Raw genomic sequence first — 19,268 nt, forward strand, 5'->3', positions numbered from 1 at the left:
AGTGAGTATTTTACATTTTGATTTTTTAACATTTTGCACAAAAAAGAAAGGAGAGCTTCAGCTCTCCTTTTATCTTCAGGCGACACGTTCGTAAAACAACCCATTATTGAGTTGTACCGTCCGTTTTGGTGTCTACTTCGCTGTTGTCACCGCTGCCGGTTTCAACTTTTTTGTTCATGTCTGGGCATTTACCGTCTTTACACATTGAGTTTTTGTGCACTTCGTCTTTGGTCATGCCTTCATGGTTCATCGTGCCTGAATCGGTACCGTTCGGATGCAGCATCGTTCCGCTGCTGTTGCCGCTCCCGGTGTTGATATTGTTGTTATCAACATTATTAGGGGCTACGTTCTGTTTAGCATCCGGTGCGACCTGGCCTGCGCTGGCCGCCGCGTTGGCCTGGCCGTTGTTATCAGAACTTGACGTGTCGGCTGCGAGTGCGGCGCCGCTTGCCATTGTCAGCGTTGCTGTCAGGAAAAGCGTTGCCAGTTTAGTCATTTTCATCATGATGCTCCTGTTCTGGTTGTTATTTGCTGGATAACTTCGTCCAACAGTGCAAAGGCGAAAGAGGGTTTCGCTCAGTGGTTAAAGATTCTGAAGTCTGGCGTTATGTCAGAATAGAATCATGTTAAAACATATAAATAGAGTTATTACATTTAAAAAGTGTAGGGTACATCTCGCTTTTCGCTACTTTGTGGCGTTTATTAGCGTAATTCCAGGAATTATCCGTGAGAAGTGTAAAAGCCCGTTTACACTTCCTGGCCGACAAGTTAGATTGAAAGGATTGCATTCATTACCAAATATATGGCTAAGCCGGAACGATCATGAATTATCAGAATGACGATTTACGTATTAAAGAGATCAATGAGTTATTACCCCCTGTAGCGCTCCTTGAGAAATTTCCCGCCACTGAAAACGCAGCGAATACCGTTTCTCATGCCCGTAAAGCGATCCACAAAATCCTTAATGGCAATGACGATCGTTTGCTGGTCGTCATCGGTCCCTGTTCCATTCACGATCCCGCTGCAGCGAAAGAGTATGCCGCGCGTCTGCTCACGCTTCGCGAGGAATTGAAAGGTGAGCTGGAAGTGGTCATGCGCGTCTATTTTGAAAAGCCGCGTACCACGGTAGGCTGGAAAGGGCTGATCAACGATCCGCACATGGACAACAGCTTCCAGATCAACGATGGACTGCGTATTGCGCGCAAACTGCTTCTGGAAATTAACGATGCTGGCCTGCCTGCGGCAGGTGAGTTCCTGGATATGATCACTCCGCAATACCTTGCCGATTTGATGAGCTGGGGTGCAATTGGTGCCCGTACCACCGAATCCCAGGTGCACCGCGAATTGGCGTCAGGGCTGTCTTGTCCGGTTGGTTTCAAAAACGGGACGGACGGCACGATTAAAGTGGCTATCGATGCTATCAACGCAGCGGGTGCGCCACACTGCTTCCTGTCCGTGACCAAATGGGGTCACTCCGCGATTGTGAATACCAGCGGTAACGGCGACTGCCACATTATTCTGCGTGGTGGCAAAGAGCCAAACTACAGTGCTAAGCATGTCGAAGAAGTTAAAGCGGGGCTGGAAAAAGCAGGCCTTTCAGCGAAAGTGATGATTGATTTCAGTCATGCCAACTCCAGTAAACAGTTCAAAAAGCAGATGGAAGTCGGCGCTGACGTTTGTCAGCAACTGATTAGCGGCGAGAACGCGGTGATTGGCGTGATGATTGAGAGCCATCTGGTAGAAGGCAATCAGAATCTGGAGAGCGGCGAACCGCTGGTCTACGGCAAGAGCGTGACGGATGCTTGTATTGGCTGGGATGATACCGATACGATCCTGCGTCAACTGGCAAACGCGGTAAAAGCGCGTCGCGGATAATTATTCGGACAAATAAAAAAGCGTGGATTGCTCCACGCTTTTTTTTACTCTGGCGAAAATTACTTCGCTTTACCCTGGTTCGCCACGGCCGCTGCTTTTGCGGCGATTTCGTCAGCGTTACCCAGATAGTAACGTTTGATTGGTTTGAAGTTTTCATCGAACTCATACACCAGCGGTACGCCAGTAGGGATGTTCAGTTCGAGAATTTCTTCTTCGCCCAGGTTGTCCAGGTATTTCACCAGCGCACGCAGGGAGTTACCGTGAGCGGCAACGATCACGCGCTCACCGCTTTTCACGCGTGGCAGAATCGTGTCGTTCCAGTAAGGCACAACGCGATCGATGGTCAGCGCCAGGCTTTCGGTCTGTGGCAGCTCGGCATCGGTCAGTTTAGCGTAACGCGGATCGTGGCCCGGATAGCGCTCGTCGTCCTTGGTCAGCTCTGGTGGAGTCACCGCAAAGCCGCGACGCCATTGCTTAACCTGTTCGTCACCGTATTTTTCAGCGGTTTCAGCTTTGTTCAGACCCTGCAGCGCACCGTAGTGACGCTCATTCAGCTTCCAGGATTTCTCAACCGGCAGCCAGGCTTGATCGAGTTCATCCAGAACGTTCCACAGAGTATGGATGGCACGTTTCAGCACTGAGGTGTAAGCAAAATCAAAGCTAAAGCCTTCATCTTTCAGCAGTTTACCTGCAGCTTTTGCTTCGCCCACGCCTTTCTCAGACAGATCAACATCATACCAACCGGTGAAGCGGTTTTCGTTGTTCCACTGACTTTCGCCGTGGCGCACCAGAACCAGCTTAGTTACAGCCATATCTCACTCCTCATAAGCTTTATTTGCGCTTCATCTCTCACGCTGCCTCTGGTTGACGTCGCTCTCAAAACCCAGTCACAGATTTGCTCCTGGCTTTTTCAGGCTATCCGGTTTGACGCAGCATGAATGATTGTACGCGTTGAATGATAACAATTCTCATTATATTGCCGTGGCGGGGCCAGCGGCAACGCTTAACCCTAACCATAGCGAAAATAGTGGCCCAGTGTAAGCTGCTTGTGAATTGCGGGTTATGATTTTGTCTGTGAATGGCGCTATTTTCAGCAAGATGGACAAAAAAAAACCCTCCGAGCGGAGGGCTTGAGATTAATGCGTTATAAACTGATATTCCGTCAGGCTGACGTACTCCGAACCCGGTCGCAGAATGCAGTCCGGCTGCGGGTATTCTGGATGATTCGGGCTATCAGGCAAAAACTCACTTTCCAGCGCCAGACCCTGCCAGTCACTGTAATCACCTTGTTCGCGCGCCGGCGTTCCGCCGAGATAGTTGCCCGAATAAAACTGCAACGCAGGAGCATTGGTGAACACCGTCATTTGCAGTTTTTCATCTGCAGACCACACCTGCGCGGCGGGTTGGGTGACATCCCCTTTCGCCTGCAGCAAGAACGCGTGATCGTAGCCTTTCACCTTGCGCTGGTCATCATCGCTCATGAACTCTTTCGCGATGGTTTTAGGTGTGCGGAAGTCAAAGCTCGTACCGGCAACGGCTTTTAGCCCTTCAGAAGGAATACCCATCTCATCGACCGGCAACCAGGCATCGGCCAGCAGCTGGAGCTTATGCTGACGGACGTCGGACTGGTCGCCATCCAGATTGAAATACGCATGATTGGTCATGTTCACCGGGCATGGCTTGTCGACTGTCGCACGGTACTCAATTGAGATGCGGTTATCTTCTGTCAGCGTAAATTTCGCTGACGCAGACAGGTGGCCGGGGAAGCCCTGATCGCCATCAGCAGATTCCAGCGCAAACAGGACCTCACAGTCATTCTGCTGCACGATACGCCAACGGCGTTTGTCGAACCCTTCAGGCCCACCGTGAAGCTGGTTTTCACCCTGGCTTGGTAAAAGCGCGTAATCTGCACCGTCGAGCGTAAAACGGCTTTTCGCGATGCGGTTCGCGTAACGGCCCACGGATGCACCGAGATACGCGGCCTGATTCACATACTGCTCCGGCGACGAGCAGCCGAGCAGCGTTTCGCGCACGCTGCCGTCAGGCATCGGAACGCGAGCAGAAAGTAAAGTTGCGCCCCAATCCATGACCGTGACCACCATCCCCGCGCTGTTGCGCAGGGTTAACAGCCGGTACGGCAGGCCATCGGCGGCAAGCGTAGGTGTTTCGTTTAGCACTGACCCGCTCCTTGTGAAGGTTTGCAGACGTAGAAGGTTTCTTTGATTCCGGTTTTCGCTTCATATTGCTGTGAAACGGCGTCCTGAACGGCAGGGACCAACTCTTCCGGGATGAGGGCGACAACACAACCGCCGAAGCCGCCACCGGTCATGCGTACGCCGCCTTTGTCGCCGATAGTCGCTTTGACGATCTCCACCAGCGTGTCGATTTGCGGAACGGTGATTTCGAAGTCGTCGCGCATAGACGCGTGCGATTCAGCCATCAGTTCGCCCATCCGTTTCAAATCGCCCTGCGCCAGTGCTGACGCGGCTTCAACGGTGCGTGCATTTTCGGTCAACACGTGGCGAACGCGTTTGGTCACGATGGGATCCAGCTCGTAAGACACTTTATTGAACTCGTTTAGAGAGACATCACGCAGCGCCGGTTGCTGGAAGAAACGCGCCCCGGTTTCGCACTGCTCGCGGCGGGTGTTGTATTCGCTGCCCACCAGCGTGCGTTTGAAATTACTGTTGATGATCACCACCGCCGCGCCTTTTGGCAGGGGAACCGCTTTGGTGCCGAGCGAGCGGCAGTCGATCAGCAGCGCGTGCTCTTTTTTACCAAGAGCAGAGATCAGCTGGTCCATGATGCCGCAGTTGCAGCCCACGAACTGGTTCTCAGCTTCCTGGCCATTCAGGGCAATTTGCGCGCCGTCCAGCGGCAGGTGATACAGCTGCTGGAAGACCGTCCCCACGGCGACTTCGAGAGACGCGGAAGAGCTTAACCCCGCGCCCTGCGGCACGTTACCGGTGATCACCAGGTCCGCGCCACCAAAATCCTTATTACGCATTTGCAGGTGCTTCACCACGCCACGAACGTAGTTAGACCACTGCTGTGTATCGTGTGCCACGATCGGCGCGTCGAGCGAAAACTCGTCGGTTTGATTATCATAATCCGCCGCAATGACGCGCACGATGCGGTCATCGCGTTTTGCACAGCTGATAACGGTTTGATAATCGATCGCACACGGCAGCACAAAACCGTCGTTGTAATCGGTGTGCTCACCAATCAGGTTCACGCGGCCAGGTGCCTGAATCGCGTGGGTGGCAGGGTAGCCGAATGTTTCAGCAAACAGGGATTGTGTTTTATCTTTGAGACTCATTTTTTAGACTCCTGATTCGCGGTAATGCACATCGCTAACGGCACGGAGACGTTCAGCTGCTTGTTCTGCCGTCAAATCACGCTGGGTTTCCGCCAGCATCTCGTAGCCGACCATAAATTTACGTACCGTCGCTGAACGCAGCAGCGGCGGGTAGAAATGAGCGTGCAATTGCCAGTGCTGATTATCTTCATCATTAAACGGCGCGCCGTGCCAGCCCATCGAATATGGGAATGAGCACTGGAAAAGATTGTCGTAGCGGCTGGTCAGTTTTTTCAGCGCCAGCGCCAAATCATCGCGCTGCTCTTCCGTCAGATCGGTAAGGCGCAGAACGTGTACTTTTGGCAGCAGCAGCGTCTCGAACGGCCACGCCGCCCAGTACGGCACCACAGCGAGCCAGTGTTCAGTCTCGACAACCGTACGGCTACCGTCGGCCATTTCACGCTGCACGTAATCGGCCAGCAGCGCAGACTGATTTTCGGCGAAATAGGCTTTTTGCAGGCGGTCTTCGCGCTCAACTTCGTTCGGCAGAAAACTGTTCGCCCATATCTGGCCGTGCGGATGCGGGTTAGAACAGCCCATCGCCGCACCTTTATTCTCAAACACCTGCACCCAGGGATAGGTCTGGCCAAGCTCAGCGGTCTGATCTTGCCAGGTTTTGATCACATCGGTCAGCGCACTGATACTCAGTTCCGGCAGCGTTTTGCTGTGATCGGGCGAGAAACAAATCACCCGGCTGGTGCCGCGTGCGCTTTCACAGCGCATCAGCGGATCCGCGCTTTCCGGCGCGTCCGGTGTGTCGGTCATCAGCGCAGCAAAATCGTTAGTGAAAACGTAAGTGCTTTGATAATCGGGGTTTTTATCGCCCGTGACGCGGGTATTGCCCGGACATAAGAAACAATCCGGATCGTGCTGTGGCAGCGTCTGTTTGGCCGGCGTTTCTTGCGCCCCTTGCCACGGACGCTTAGCGCGATGTGGTGAAACCAAAATCCACTGGCCGGTTAACGGGTTAAAACGCCGATGTGGATGATCGACGGGATTGAATTGCGTCATGACGGAGGATCCTTAGTCCGGATAGCCCTGGGGATGGCGTGACTGCCAGCGCCAGGTATCTTGTGCCATTTCATCAAGCGTGCGGGTCACACGCCAGTTAAGCTCTTTATCGGCCTTGGTGGCATCTGCCCAGTAAGCCGGAAGATCGCCCTCGCGGCGTGGCGCGAAGTGATGGGCTACTGGCTTACCGCAGGCTTTGCTGAACGCGTTGATGACATCCAGCACGCTGCTGCCAATGCCTGCGCCGAGGTTATAAATATGCACGCCAGGCTTGTGCGCCAGCTGCTGCATCGCAGCCACATGTCCGTCGGCCAAATCCATGACGTGGATGTAATCACGCACGCCCGTGCCGTCTTCCGTTGGGTAATCATTGCCAAAGACCGCCAGAGAATCACGACGACCCACGGCAACCTGCGCGATGTAAGGCATCAGGTTATTAGGAATGCCCTGCGGGTCTTCGCCCATCTCTCCCGATGGATGCGCGCCGACCGGGTTGAAATAGCGCAGCAAGGCGATGCTCCATTCCGGCTGCGCTTTTTGCAGGTCAGTCAGAATCTGCTCCACCATCAATTTACTTTTCCCATACGGGCTTTGCGGCGTGCCGGTCGGGAAGCTTTCAGCGTAAGGAATTTTTGGCTGGTCGCCATAGACGGTCGCAGAAGAGCTAAAGATGAAGTTTTTCACGTTCGCGGAGCGCATCGCGGCTACCAGACGCAGGGTGCCGTTAACGTTGTTATCGTAGTATTCAAGCGGCTTCGCGACGGATTCGCCGACGGCTTTCAGACCGGCAAAGTGGATAACCGTATCGATCGCGTGATCGTGAAGAATTTCGGTCATCAACGCTTCGTTGCGGATATCGCCTTCCACAAAAGTGGGCTGCTTGCCGCCAAGGCGTTCGATAACGGACAGAACGCTGCGCTTACTATTGCACAGGTTATCGAGGATGATGACGTCATGGCCATTTTGCAGCAGTTGTACACAGGTATGACTTCCAATGTAACCGCTACCACCTGTTACCAGAACTCGCATTTTTCGCTCCATTAGGCTTATGGTATGTATTAACCATAGCATAACAGAGACGCGAAAAGTGTGACATGGGATAAAATAGTGGAATCGGTTACACCGATTGTCATGCACGCTTTCTGGCGATGTGCAGGCATTTTAAATCAAAGAGATAGGGATGTAATGATGCCACTTGTCTGAAAAAGGGGCCGAGGCCCCTGTGTGATGTCAGCCAATGCGGGTGAATTCGTAGCGATAGCCTTCACCCTCCGGCACAAAGGCCAGGCGGTGGGTAATGCAAGACGGGGCGTCCTCTGCATGGTGTGAAACAAACAACAGCTGCGTTTCACCCTCGCTAATCAGAATGTCCACAAAGCGACGGACCAGCTGCCGGTTAAGCGGGTCCAGACCCTGTAGCGGTTCGTCGAGGATCAGCAGCGTAGGGTGCTTGACCAGCGCGCGCACAATGAGCGCCAGACGCTGCTGCCCCCACGACAAACTGTGAAACGGTGCATCCGCCACGCGTTTGTCCATACCCAGAATATCCAGCCACTGCTGCGCCAGTTTTTGCTGCCTGTCAGACACCGCCTGATAAATTCCGATAGAGTCGAAATAGCCTGACAAAATCACGTTTCGCACCGTGGTGCTGACGCGGTAATCCAGATGCAGGCTACTGCTGACGTAGCCAATATGTTTCTTAATATCCCAGATGGTTTCACCGCTCCCGCGACGGCGGCCAAACAGCGTTAAATCATTGCTATATCCCTGGGGATGATCGCCTGTGATCAGGCTCAAGAGCGTCGACTTACCCGCGCCATTGGGGCCGGTAATTTGCCAGTGCTCGCGCGGATTCACGGTCCAGGTGAGCTGATTAAGAATAGGGCGATCTTCGTAGGACACGACGCCATTGTGCAGTTGAATGCGCGGCTGGTGGCTATCTAATTCGTGCTGAGCCGCGGGCGCGTCCGGTTCCGGAAGTGCGATACCGTCCAGCTTTTCGCTGTGCGCCAGCTGCGAGATCAGCGCTTGCTGCAAAAGCGTCGCTTTTTCGCCGGTTTCCACCAGGGCGCAATCGGCCAGTACGCCTGCAAACTGCACAAAATCGGGGATCTCATCAAAACGGTTTAACACCAGAACGAGGGTATAACCTTCCTGATTCAGCGTGGCTAGCAGGGACGCCAGCTGCGCGCGGGATTGCGCATCCAGCCCGTCGAAAGGTTCATCAAGAATCAGCAGGTCAGGGGCGCTCATCAGCGCCTGGCATAGCAGGGTTTTTCGGGTTTCACCCGTGGAGAGATATTTAAAACGCCTCCCCAGCAGCGCGGAGATACCGAACTGCTCTGCCAGCTGTCGACAGCGGGCGTCGTCTTTAATCTCGTCCTGGATGATCTGCGCCGTGGTACGGCCGGTATCGTCTTCGCCAGGACTGAGCAGATCCGTGTTGTTGCGCTGCCATTCGTCACTGACCAGTTTTTGCAACTGCTCAAAGGAAAGACGCGTCAGGCGCGTAAAGTTGCACTGACGTTCGCCTTTCAGCTGCGTCAGTTCGTCTGCCAGCGCACGCGCGAATGCGGATTTTCCGCTACCGTTAGTGCCCACAAATGCCCAGCTTTCGCCTGCGCGTAAAGTGATATCAGGAAGGGCCAGCGTCTGGGTGTCGCTAAGACGAAACGTGCCTTGCGAAATATGCAATGATGACATGAAGTATCCCATTTAGTGCAGCGATAATCTTCAGGGATACGCACTGTCGGCAGGTTTGTCAATGCACTCAGCACAACGTGGCGATAATCACCCGGTCAGCATTGAAATATGCGGTCACTTCGCCACCTTCTGTCAGATCGTCTGCGCCAGCGGCCGGGATCGTCGCGCACAGGGTTTGTCCGTCAGGCAGCGTCATCAGCACTTCTGATTGCTCTTCACCGCGTTCTATCTGGCTGATTGTGCCGCGCAGTTGGTTATCCGCCGTTTTGGCCTGTTCGGCATCTCGCGTGATATTCACCCACGGCGCCTTGAGCAGCACCAGCACCTCTTTGCCTTCGTCGAGTCCGAGTCGTTCACCGCTTTGCGCCGTAATCGCCACCTTCAGATGCGTGGTGCCATCGGCGAGAAGAATATCCACGTGCTGTTGCACCTGAGCGCGATCGCGTGCCGTCACGGTGCCAAACCACTGATTGCGTGCGCTGGTTTGCAGCGAGAAGCGGGAGATGGCTGCCAGCAGGCTGTCGAGTGGAAGGGCATCGTCATCGCTCAGGACATCGAAGGCTTTTTGCTGAATTTGCGCCAGCAAATCGTACAGCTTAATCAGGCGTTGGCCGTATCGCGTTAACACCGCGCCACCGCCCCCTTTACCGCCAGTCGCTCTGTCGACCAGCGTTTGCTCACTCAGGGTATTCATCTCATTGATGGCGTCCCACGCGCTTTTGTAGCTGATACCGGCGTTTTTCGCCCCCTGGCTAATTGAGCCGGTTTGCTCTATTTGTTTAAGCAGGGCAATGCGTCGCGGATCGGCGAAAAGCTTCTGCTGAAGTCGAAGGGTAAGGAGAATTTCGGCCTGCATAACAAAGTCCTGGCAAAAAGAGTATTGTGACCCAATTGCTCGGATGCGCAAAGACTACCGCACAAAAGGGGATGTTTTTCTCACTTTTCAGGGTAGAATACGTCACTCACAATGTCTGGAGAACACCATGTTAGAGTTGTTGAAAAGTCTGGTATTCGCCGTGATCATGGTACCCGTAGTGATGGCCATCATCCTCGGCGCCATCTACGGCTTGGGTGAAGTGTTCAACGTATTTTCGAACATCGGTCATAAAGACCACCCTAAAAAGCAGCATTGATTCCTTTCTAAACGCCCGGTCTGACCGGGCGTTTTGCTCTCAAGTTTCTCCCTCCTGCGCCGATAGTATTCCCAATGTCAGAACGCGTTACTCATTAATCGGTACGATTTAACGCTAGGACTTCCCTGCAGATATCGTTATATTTATTTGTATATAACGAGGCTAACAGGAGATAAAAATGGCACGTACATTACTACGCCTTCTTGCAGGGGCAACGCTGACGCTTTCTCTCACCGGACATGCACTGGCAGAAGAAAGCAAAATCACGGTCTTTGCAGCGGCATCGCTGACCAATGCCCTGCAGGATATCGCGGCGCAGTACAAGAAAGAGAAAAACGTTGATGTGGTCTCTTCTTTCGCATCGTCGTCAACGCTGGCGCGCCAGATTGAAGCGGGCGCACCTGCCGATCTGTTTATTTCTGCCGATCAGAAATGGATGGATTATGCGGTCGAGAAGAAATCTATCGACACCGCAACCCGTGAAACGCTGCTGGGCAACAGTCTGGTTGTTATCGCACCTAAAGCGAGCGCACAGGGCGAGGTAGCGATTAACAAAGAGACCCACTGGGCCAGCCTGCTGAAAGACGGGCGTCTGGCGGTGGGCGATCCGGATCATGTTCCAGCCGGGATCTACGCCAAAGAAGCGCTGCAAAAACTGGGTGCCTGGGATACATTATCTCCGAAACTGGCACCCGCCGAAGATGTGCGCGGTGCGCTGGCGCTGGTCGAGCGTAACGAAGCCCCGCTGGGTATCGTTTACGGCTCTGATGCGGTTGCCGGTAAAGGCGTGAAAGTGGTCGGTACGTTCCCTGAAGACTCTCATAAGAAAGTCGAGTACCCGATTGCGATTGTTGATGGACACAAAAATGCGACGGTCAGCGCCTTCTATGACTATCTGAAGGGGCCTGAAGCGTCAGCTATCTTTAAACGTTACGGATTTACGACTCACTGATGATATTGACCGATCCTGAATGGCAGGCTGTGATTCTCAGCCTTAAAGTCTCTTCCCTGGCCGTAGCCTTTAGTTTGCCCTTTGGGATCTTTTTTGCCTGGCTGCTGGTTCGCTGCCAGTTTCCGGGCAAAACGTTGCTCGACAGTATTCTTCATCTTCCCCTGGTGTTGCCGCCGGTGGTGGTCGGCTATTTACTGCTGATCGCCATGGGGCGCCGTGGTTTTATCGGCGAATGGCTGTATGACTGGTTTGGCCTGACGCTGGCGTTCACCTGGCGCGGTGCGGTGCTGGCAGCGGCGGTGATGTCCTTCCCGCTGATGGTGCGGGCGATTCGCCTCGCGCTGGAAGGGGTGGATATCAAACTGGAGCAAGCTGCGCGTACGCTCGGTGCCGGGCGTTGGCGCGTCTTCTTCACCATCACGCTGCCGCTGACCCTGCCGGGAATTATTGTTGGCACGGTGCTGGCTTTTGCCCGGTCGCTTGGCGAATTCGGCGCGACCATTACGTTTGTGTCAAACATTCCTGGCGAAACGCGCACCATCCCGTCGGCCATGTATACCCTGATCCAGACGCCTGGCGGCGAAAGTGCGGCGGCCCGACTGTGCATTATTTCCATCGTCCTTGCGCTGGTGTCACTGTTGATTTCTGAATGGCTGGCGCGTCTTAGCCGCGAGCGGATGGGGAAATAATCATGCTGGAACTCAATTTCACCCAAACGATGGGCGACCACACGTTGACGCTCAACGAAACGCTGCCTGCATCAGGGATCACCGCTGTTTTTGGCGTATCGGGCGCGGGTAAAACGTCGCTTATCAACGCGATTAGCGGCCTGACGCGTCCGCAAACGGGCCGCATTGCGCTTAACGATCGTGTGCTAAACGACGTCGAAAAGAAGATTTACCTGGCACCAGAGAAGCGTCGCATTGGCTATGTGTTCCAGGATGCGCGCCTGTTCCCGCATTACAACGTGCACGGCAATCTGCGCTACGGCATGGCGAAAAGCATGGCCGGGCAGTTTGATAAGCTGGTGGCGTTGCTTGGGATTGAAACCTTACTTGAGCGTCTGCCATCGTCGCTTTCTGGCGGTGAAAAACAGCGCGTCGCCATCGGTCGCGCGCTGCTGACTGCGCCAGAACTGCTGCTGCTGGATGAGCCGCTGGCCTCGCTCGACATCCCGCGTAAACGCGAGCTGTTGCCGTATCTCCAGCGTCTGGCGCGCGAAATAAATATTCCGATGCTGTATGTCAGCCATTCTCTGGATGAGATTTTACATCTGGCAGATAAGGTGCTGGTGCTGGAAAACGGCAGCGTGAAAGCCTTTGGCAATCTGGAAGAGGTGTGGGGTAGCAGCGTCATGCACCCGTGGCTGCCGAAAGAGCAGCAAAGCAGCGTGCTGAAAGTGAGCGTGCTGGAGCACCACCCGCACTACGCCATGACGGCGCTGGCGCTGGGCGATCAGCATCTGTGGGTCAACAAGATTGAAAAACCGTTGCAGACTGCGCTGCGGATCCGCATTCAGGCGTCTGATGTTTCGCTGGTACTGCAGCCGCCGCTGCAATCCAGTATCCGAAATATTCTGCGCGCCAAAGTGGCGCAATGTTTCGATGATAACGGGCAGGTGGAAGTACAGCTTGAAATCGGCAGCAAGACGCTCTGGGCGCGCATCAGCCCGTGGGCCAGGGATGAACTTGGTATCAAGCCTGGCCTGTGGCTTTACGCGCAAATCAAGAGCGTCTCGATCACCACCTGATTACAGCAGGTGAGTATAAATATACTGCGCGATGCTATCGGCGGTGTTGTCGCCGATCACCACGTTAGCGCGCGCTTTCACCGCATCGTCGGCATTGCCCATCGCCACACCTGTACCCGCCGCTTCCAGCATGCTGATGTCGTTATAGTTATCGCCAAAGGCAATCACATCGCGCATTGATCCGCCCTGAGATTCGACAAACTGCGTCAGACGTTTACCTTTGCTGTTGCCTTTGCGGGCGATATCCACCTGATCGTGCCACGACCACTCGCACTCCAGCCCTAGCGTTTGCTCCACGTGCGCCGCGAATTCGTTCAGCTTTTGCGTGTTTTCATCCGTTAGCGCGAATTTCCAGATAGCGTTCACATCCTGCGCGGCCTGACGCAAAGTAGACACCTGGGTAAACACCGGACGCTGGGCTTCGGGCAGCGTCAGCGCCCAGTTGCTAGTGCGGATCACATGCCCGGTTGGGCGTTCATACAGCATCGCATCGTCGACGTACATCAGCCCGTGAACGTCATGTTCATCCAGCAGGTCAATCAGTTGCAGCGCCTGAGTGACAGGCAGCGGATCGGACTCAAGAACCGTTTTTGTTTGATAATCATACAAATAAGTCCCGTTACAACAAATTGCAGGTGTATCTAACGCCAGTGCCTGATAAAAAGGATGAATGGCAACGTGATGTCGACCCGTGACGATCAGGAGTTGATATCCCGCTTCCTGGGCACGTTTAAGTGCTTCAAGCGAAGAGGGAAGCAGGGTTTTTTGAGGGGTTAGCAGTGTACCGTCTAAATCCAGTGCAATCACACGCGAGGTCATTTGTTCTTCCGGGTTAATATTGAATTTAACGTCTTCTGGTATGGTACACCGAGAGAGGATGCCGGCAAAATGCCAGGCTAGAATTCAGCATTCACCGTTAAAAGTTAATTACTTTCACGCGCAGTGAGGAAAGGAGAATTCATGAAACAAACCGTTTATACCGCCAGTCCTGAAAGCCAGCAGATCCACGTCTGGCGTCTGAATACCGAAGGCTCGCTCACGCTGGTGCAGGTTGTCGATGTGCCTGGGCAGGTCCAGCCAATGGTCGTCAGTCCGGATAAACGTTTTTTGTATGTTGGCGTGCGTCCTGAATTCCGCGTTCTGGCTTACCGTATTTCCCCGGACGATGGCGCGCTGACCTACGCCGCCGAAGCGCCACTGCCGGGCAGCCCGACGCATATCTCCACCGATCGTCAGGGGCGTTTCATTTTCAGCGGCTCTTACAATGCGGGCAGCGTCAGCGTAACGCGTCTGGAAGACGGCATTCCGGTTGAAACCGTGGATATTGTCGAAGGGCTGGAAGGCTGCCACTCCGCCAATATCTCGCCGGATAATCGCACGCTGTGGGTTCCCGCGCTGAAGCAGGATCGCATTTGCCTGTTTACCTTGAGCGACGATGGCCACCTGCAGGCGCAAAACCCAGCAGAAGTCACCACCGTTGAGGGCGCAGGTCCGCGTCACATGGTGTTCCATCCAAATCAGCAGTACGCCTACGTGGTAAATGAACTAAACAGCTCCGTTGACGTGTGGGAACTGCGCAATCCAAACGGCCAGATCGAATGCGTCCAGACGCTGGATATGATGCCTGCGGACTTTGCCGACACCCGCTGGGCGGCAGATATTCATATCACCCCAGATGGGCGTCATCTGTACGCCTGCGACCGCACCTCGAGTCTGATCACCGTGTTCAGCATTTCTGAAGACGGTAGCGTGCTGGCTATCGAAGGCTTCCAGCCAACCGAAACCCAGCCGCGCGGCTTTAATATTGATCACAGCGGCAAATTCCTGATTGCGGCGGGGCAGAAATCCCATCACATCGCGCTGTATGAAATCAAAGGCGTGCAGGGGCTGCTGGAAGAGAAAGAGCGCTACGCCGTCGGCCAGGGCCCAATGTGGGTAGTGGTTAACGCGCACTAAGCGCGAGAAAATAAAAAACCTCGCAACTGCGAGGTTTTTTTATGTCCGGATGTCGGATTACTTCTTAGGCTCAGCCACGACTTTACTGCCCACGCCGCGGTTATTGAATTCCCACATGCGGTTGAAGTTAGCGTCGTTCAGGTTGCGCTGCACGTTGCCTTTATCATCCACCGCGCCGGTGTTGCCAGAGAATGGACGTTTGGAGATAGCGGCATCGGCCCATGGTTTTGCCATGTTAAAGCCTTCGTTGATCACACTGTCGCGAATCACCACCTGACCGTTTGTCGCTGAATCCACATCCAAAGAACGACCCAACTGCGCCACGCCGTCACCGGACGCGGTGAAACGGCTGTTCACGGCCAGGAAGCCGTAGAACATGTTCGACAGCGTTGCAGGCGCAAACACGTAACCTTCCTGCTGAGTGCGGGTGTTCACGACGCGGAATTCGGTGTTATCAAACACCACTGCGCCACGACCAGAGACGATATCCACATCGCCTTCAATGTAGCTATTGGTAACCTGCGTGCGCGTCAGACGGTTATTTTGCAGCGTATTCTTCACACCGCTGTTGGTCACAAAGAAGGTGTTCTGGCGACCCAGAATGTTCACGTTGTTGATCTGCACTTGATCGCCGTCGGTACGCAGGGCAACCGCCTGGTGATTACCCGCATCCACGCTGTCACCTACGGTGTTCTGGATGGTCAGGTTTTGCAGTTGCAGACCGTTGTTCTGTGACCAGACGACTGCGGAACACATCACGCCCACGGTCGCGCTCTGCTTGCTCTGACAGTTATCGAACATATACCACGCCGGTTTGCCAGGCATATATTTACCGGCCGGATTCACCAGATGACGCCAGGTGTTACGGTCGATTTCGGAGTCGATCGCCAGGCCAATTTTCACGTCGACCGCTTTCTCACCGGTACCATAAATTGTGATGCTGCCCGGTGCGGCAGGAACATAAACGGTTCCTTCGTATTCACCCGGTAAAATCGCAATGTACTGGCGAGACGCGCTGTGCTTGGTGATCGCCGCGTCAACCGCAGCCTGAATGCTGGTGTGTGTTACGCCCTGTGCACCTGCTGGGCCAACCACGAAGTTTGGCTGCTCAGGCAGACGAATAGGAGACGGCGTCCACGGCGCAGCATTTGGATCCATGGCTGAGTAATAATGTGCAGCGGTGAAATTCTTTGCTTCGCCAGCAGACAGAATCGGGCGAGACGCCGTACCTGGTGCGGCTTGCTCAGAAGGCAACTGATCCGCAGGCGTTGAGCTACAGGCGGATAACGTCACGCCAAATGCGAGCGCCAACGCCAGACGGGAAATCCTGGAAATGTTCAAGGGAAAGCTCCTTGCTTCGCGAGTCTTAACGGGATAATCGAAATAGCCTGCTTTTTTATACTAAGTTGAGCGAAACGGGAAGACGAATTGGCAAAAAGTTGCATTTTACACCTGTAGCTGGCGCGGAAGTCGTCACAAATAAATAACATTCTTGATAAAGCGGGTTGACAGGGGCGATCGAATGAAAATAAATGTCTATACAACTCATGACAAGCGGACGCCCTATGCAGCAGCTTCATCCCGATGACGTTATCTGGCATCACGCACGGCTGGCTACCCTGAATCCGGCCAATCCTGAGCCTTACGGTATGCTGGAAAATGTTGCGCTGATTGTGCGCGGCGAGAAAATCCTGGCGCTGATTCCTGAAACAGACGTTCCAGCAAATCATCCGCATCAGGTCGACCTTGAAGGGCGGCTGGTCACACCGGGCCTGATTGACTGTCACACCCATCTTGTGTTCGGCGGCGACCGGGCCGCCGAGTGGGAGCAGCGGCTGAACGGCGTTTCGTATCAAACCATCAGCGCGCAAGGCGGCGGGATTAACGCTACGGTCGTGGCGACGCGCGAAAGCTCAGTGGAAACGCTGCTGGCGCTGGCGCAACAGCGGCTGCAACGCCTGATGCAGGAGGGTATCACCACGCTTGAGATCAAATCCGGCTACGGTCTGAATCACGAATCCGAAGCGAAAATGCTGCGCGTGGCACAGAAGCTCGCGCAAAGCCATGCGGTAGAGATCAGCCCGACGCTGCTGGCGGCGCATGCCGTGCCGGCGGAATACCGTCACGATCCGGATGCTTATCTGACGCTGGTTTGCGAGCAAATCATGCCCACGCTCTGGGCGCAGCGCTTATTTGACGCGGTGGATGTCTTTTGTGAAAACGTCGGGTTCACCCCTGCACAAACCGAGCGGGTTTTTCAGGCTGCGGCGGCGCTGGGTATACCCGTCAAAGGCCATGTCGAGCAGCTTTCAAACCTCGGTGGTGCGGCACTTGTCAGCCGCTATAAAGGTTTGTCCGCCGATCATATCGAATATCTGGACGATGCGGGCGTTGCCGCGATGGCGCAAAACGGCACGGTCGCGGTGTTACTCCCGGGCGCGTTCTATTTCTTACAGGAGCGCCAGCGTCCACCGGTTGAAATGCTTAGAAAGCAGGGCGTGCCGATGGCCGTGGCGACCGATTACAACCCCGGCACCAGCCCGTTTGCCAGTCTGCATCTGGCGATGAACATGGCCTGCGTCCAGTTTGGCTTAACGCCGGAAGAGGCGTGGGCTGGCGTCACGCGTCATGCTGCGCAGGCGCTGGGACGTGGAGCCACACACGGGCAATTAGCCGCGGGTTTTGTCGCCGATTTTATTGTCTGGGATGCCGAGCGTCCGGTGGAAATGGTGTATGAGCCGGGACGCAATCCGCTGTATCAACGTGTTTTTCGCGGGAAAATAACATGACGCTCTGGCGACCGACGCCTTCCGATATCTGGCAAGGGCGAGACGATCGCGCCGAGGCCAGCAACGCGCTGCGTATTTTCCAGACGCTGCGCCAGTCTGAACATTTTATTCCGGTAAGTTCCGGTATCGCGCTGATGGGTTTTGCCAGCGATGAGGGCGTGAAGCGCAATCACGGCAGAACCGGCGCGGCGCAGGCACCTGACGTACTGCGCAAGGCGCTGGCGAACATGGCCAGCCATCACGGGCACGATCGACTGGTGGATATGGGGACGTTCACCGTTGAAGCAGACCAGCTTGAAGCCGCGCAGCACGCGCTCAGCGATGGGGTTCAGGCCTGCCAGCAAGCGGGGATGCGTACGCTGGTTTTCGGCGGCGGGCACGAAACGGCGTGGGCGCACGGGCGCGGCGTGCTGGAGGCGTTCCCGGATGAACGCGTTGTCATCATTAATCTCGATGCGCATCTCGATCTGCGCAACGCCGAAAGGGTCACCTCCGGTACGCCATTCCGCCAGCTTGCGCAGTATTGCGCAGCGCGTCAGCGTGAATTTCAGTACGCCTGCTTTGGCGTCAGCCGCGCGGGGAATACGCAGGCGCTGTGGGATGAAGCGGGTCGCCTGAACGTCACGCTGGTGGAAGATCTGCATTTTCGCCGCGATGCGTTATCCACGCTGGATGCCGTTTTAGCGCAGGCGGATCGCGTTTATCTCACCCTCGATCTGGACGTCCTGCCCGCAGGTGAAATGCCAGCGGTTTCAGCCCCGGCGGCGCTCGGTATCCCGGCGTTGGATCTGATGCCGGTGATTGAGCAAATCTGCCGGAGCGGTAAACTGCAGGCCGCCGATTTGGTCGAGTTTAATCCGTTGTACGATCGCGAGGGTCAGGGCGCGCGACTGGCTGCGCGTCTGGCCTGGCAAATTGCTCACTGGTGGGCATAACACGTTTAGAGGAGTCACGATGATTACACGCTCACCGAATCAGCCACCCAGCGCGCCCGCACCTTTTTACGAAAAGGTAAAACAGGCGATCAGCGAGAAAATCGCCGCGGGCGTCTGGAAGCCGCACGATCGCATTCCCTCCGAAGCGGAACTAGTTGCGCAGTTTGGCTTTAGTCGCATGACCGTCAACCGCGCGTTGCGTGAACTGACCGACGAAGGCATGCTGGTGCGGCTGCAGGGCGTCGGGACTTTTGTCGCCGAGCCAAAAGGGGAGTCCGCGCTCTTTGCCATTCGCAGCATCGCCGATGAGATCGCCGCACGCAATCATCAGCATCATTGTGAGGTTTTAATTCTTGAAGAGACGCAGGCCAGCGCTGAGCAGGCGTTAGCGCTGAACGTCAATGAGGGGACGCGGATTTTTCACTCGGTAATGGTGCATTTTGAGAACGACATTCCGGTACAAATTGAAGATCGCTGCGTGAATGCCGCACGCGTGCCGGACTATCTCGAACAGGATTACACCCAGACCACGCCGCATGCCTGGCTGTCGCAGGTTGCCCCGCTGACCGAAGGCGAACACATCGTCGAAGCGGTGCGCGCCACGTTGCAGGAGTGTGAACTGCTGCGCATCAAGGAGCACGATCCATGCCTGCTGATCCGCCGTCGTACCTGGTCTGGCTCGCAAATCGTTTCCCACGCGCGGCTGCTGTTTCCCGGCGATCGCTACCGGTTGCAGGGCCACTTTATGTCATAAGTTTTGAAAGCGTGATAGCTAACGCAATATAACAAAATTGTATCTTTTTTGT

19 protein-coding genes are annotated in these 19,268 nt (G+C 55.0%); 9 read left to right on the forward strand and 10 right to left on the reverse strand.

Features of this window, described 5'->3' with window-relative positions:
• Positions 1–103: 103 nt before the first annotated feature.
• A complete protein-coding gene (locus tag ACKI5T_RS05660; RefSeq protein WP_235135716.1) occupies positions 104–502 on the reverse strand; it encodes a YbgS-like family protein in 399 nt (132 codons plus the stop codon).
• 320 nt (positions 503–822) lie between these two features.
• On the opposite strand from ACKI5T_RS05660, the gene aroG reads away from it, so the two are divergent.
• A complete protein-coding gene (aroG, locus tag ACKI5T_RS05665) occupies positions 823–1,875 on the forward strand; it encodes a 3-deoxy-7-phosphoheptulonate synthase AroG (protein ID WP_407436197.1) in 1,053 nt (350 codons plus the stop codon).
• 59 nt (positions 1,876–1,934) lie between these two features.
• Here the strand turns inward: aroG and gpmA are convergent, their stop codons facing one another.
• The 7 genes from gpmA to modE form a co-directional block, all read right to left on the reverse strand.
• Positions 1,935–2,687, reverse strand: a complete 753-nt coding sequence (gene gpmA, locus ACKI5T_RS05670; protein WP_012016646.1) for a 2,3-diphosphoglycerate-dependent phosphoglycerate mutase — start codon at positions 2,685–2,687, stop codon at positions 1,935–1,937.
• 324 nt (positions 2,688–3,011) lie between these two features.
• On the reverse strand, positions 3,012–4,052 hold the full coding sequence (gene galM, locus ACKI5T_RS05675; RefSeq protein ID WP_407436199.1) for a galactose-1-epimerase: 1,041 nt from the start codon (positions 4,050–4,052) through the stop codon (positions 3,012–3,014).
• Entirely contained in the window at positions 4,046–5,194 is a 1,149-nt protein-coding gene (galK, locus tag ACKI5T_RS05680) for a galactokinase (RefSeq protein ID WP_407436201.1), read from the reverse strand. Before galK ends, galM begins: the two co-directional genes overlap by 7 nt.
• 3 nt (positions 5,195–5,197) lie before the next feature.
• The gene (gene galT, locus ACKI5T_RS05685) at positions 5,198–6,244 is read right to left on the reverse strand and encodes a galactose-1-phosphate uridylyltransferase (RefSeq protein WP_407436203.1); all 1,047 of its coding nucleotides are present in this window, start codon (positions 6,242–6,244) and stop codon (positions 5,198–5,200) included.
• A gap of 12 nt (positions 6,245–6,256) precedes the next feature.
• Positions 6,257–7,273 (reverse strand): UDP-glucose 4-epimerase GalE, encoded by a 1,017-nt coding sequence (gene galE / locus ACKI5T_RS05690; protein ID WP_407436205.1) that lies wholly within the window; start codon positions 7,271–7,273, stop codon positions 6,257–6,259.
• A gap of 201 nt (positions 7,274–7,474) precedes the next feature.
• Positions 7,475–8,947, reverse strand: coding sequence for a molybdate ABC transporter ATP-binding protein ModF (gene modF, locus ACKI5T_RS05695; RefSeq protein ID WP_407436207.1), 1,473 nt, complete (start codon positions 8,945–8,947; stop codon positions 7,475–7,477).
• A gap of 67 nt (positions 8,948–9,014) precedes the next feature.
• Positions 9,015–9,803, reverse strand: a complete 789-nt coding sequence (modE, locus tag ACKI5T_RS05700) for a molybdenum-dependent transcriptional regulator (protein WP_407436209.1) — start codon at positions 9,801–9,803, stop codon at positions 9,015–9,017.
• A 127-nt stretch (positions 9,804–9,930) separates the two neighbouring features.
• On the opposite strand from modE, the gene ACKI5T_RS05705 reads away from it, so the two are divergent.
• The 4 genes from ACKI5T_RS05705 (at position 9,931) to modC (ending at position 12,782) form a co-directional block, all read left to right on the forward strand.
• Positions 9,931–10,080, forward strand: coding sequence for an AcrZ family multidrug efflux pump-associated protein (locus tag ACKI5T_RS05705; RefSeq protein WP_012016653.1), 150 nt, complete (start codon positions 9,931–9,933; stop codon positions 10,078–10,080).
• A 178-nt stretch (positions 10,081–10,258) separates the two neighbouring features.
• Positions 10,259–11,032, forward strand: coding sequence for a molybdate ABC transporter substrate-binding protein (modA, locus tag ACKI5T_RS05710; protein WP_407436211.1), 774 nt, complete (start codon positions 10,259–10,261; stop codon positions 11,030–11,032).
• Positions 11,032–11,721, forward strand: coding sequence for a molybdate ABC transporter permease subunit (gene modB / locus ACKI5T_RS05715; RefSeq protein WP_012016655.1), 690 nt, complete (start codon positions 11,032–11,034; stop codon positions 11,719–11,721). Before modA ends, modB begins: the two co-directional genes overlap by 1 nt.
• 2 nt (positions 11,722–11,723) lie before the next feature.
• Positions 11,724–12,782: a molybdenum ABC transporter ATP-binding protein ModC gene (gene modC, locus ACKI5T_RS05720; protein ID WP_407436213.1), complete on the forward strand. Its 1,059-nt coding sequence runs from the start codon at positions 11,724–11,726 to the stop codon at positions 12,780–12,782.
• On the opposite strand, the gene ACKI5T_RS05725 is transcribed toward modC, so the two are convergent.
• Positions 12,783–13,601, reverse strand: a complete 819-nt coding sequence (locus ACKI5T_RS05725; protein ID WP_407436215.1) for a pyridoxal phosphatase — start codon at positions 13,599–13,601, stop codon at positions 12,783–12,785. It lies immediately after the preceding gene.
• A gap of 141 nt (positions 13,602–13,742) precedes the next feature.
• Here ACKI5T_RS05725 and pgl point away from each other — a divergent pair, with 141 nt between their 5' ends.
• Positions 13,743–14,738 (forward strand): 6-phosphogluconolactonase, encoded by a 996-nt coding sequence (gene pgl, locus ACKI5T_RS05730; protein ID WP_407436217.1) that lies wholly within the window; start codon positions 13,743–13,745, stop codon positions 14,736–14,738.
• Between the two features lie 57 nt (positions 14,739–14,795).
• On the opposite strand, the gene ACKI5T_RS05735 is transcribed toward pgl, so the two are convergent.
• Positions 14,796–16,079, reverse strand: coding sequence for a putative acyl-CoA thioester hydrolase (locus ACKI5T_RS05735; protein WP_407436219.1), 1,284 nt, complete (start codon positions 16,077–16,079; stop codon positions 14,796–14,798).
• A gap of 224 nt (positions 16,080–16,303) precedes the next feature.
• Here ACKI5T_RS05735 and hutI point away from each other — a divergent pair, with 224 nt between their 5' ends.
• From hutI to ACKI5T_RS05750, 3 genes are read left to right on the forward strand one after another with little or no spacing between them, the layout of a single operon-like run.
• The gene (gene hutI, locus ACKI5T_RS05740; protein WP_407436783.1) at positions 16,304–17,527 is read left to right on the forward strand and encodes an imidazolonepropionase; all 1,224 of its coding nucleotides are present in this window, start codon (positions 16,304–16,306) and stop codon (positions 17,525–17,527) included.
• Positions 17,524–18,462 carry a formimidoylglutamase gene (hutG, locus tag ACKI5T_RS05745; RefSeq protein WP_407436221.1) on the forward strand — a complete coding sequence of 313 codons (939 nt, stop codon included), beginning with the start codon at positions 17,524–17,526 and terminating at the stop codon, positions 18,460–18,462. The genes hutI and hutG overlap by 4 nt, the downstream gene beginning before the upstream one ends.
• Before the next feature lie 19 nt (positions 18,463–18,481).
• Positions 18,482–19,216 carry a histidine utilization repressor gene (locus ACKI5T_RS05750; protein ID WP_407436223.1) on the forward strand — a complete coding sequence of 245 codons (735 nt, stop codon included), beginning with the start codon at positions 18,482–18,484 and terminating at the stop codon, positions 19,214–19,216.
• Positions 19,217–19,268 lie beyond the last annotated feature (52 nt).

Source organism: Lelliottia sp., assembly GCF_045627565.1.
GTDB lineage: Bacteria > Pseudomonadota > Gammaproteobacteria > Enterobacterales > Enterobacteriaceae > Enterobacter.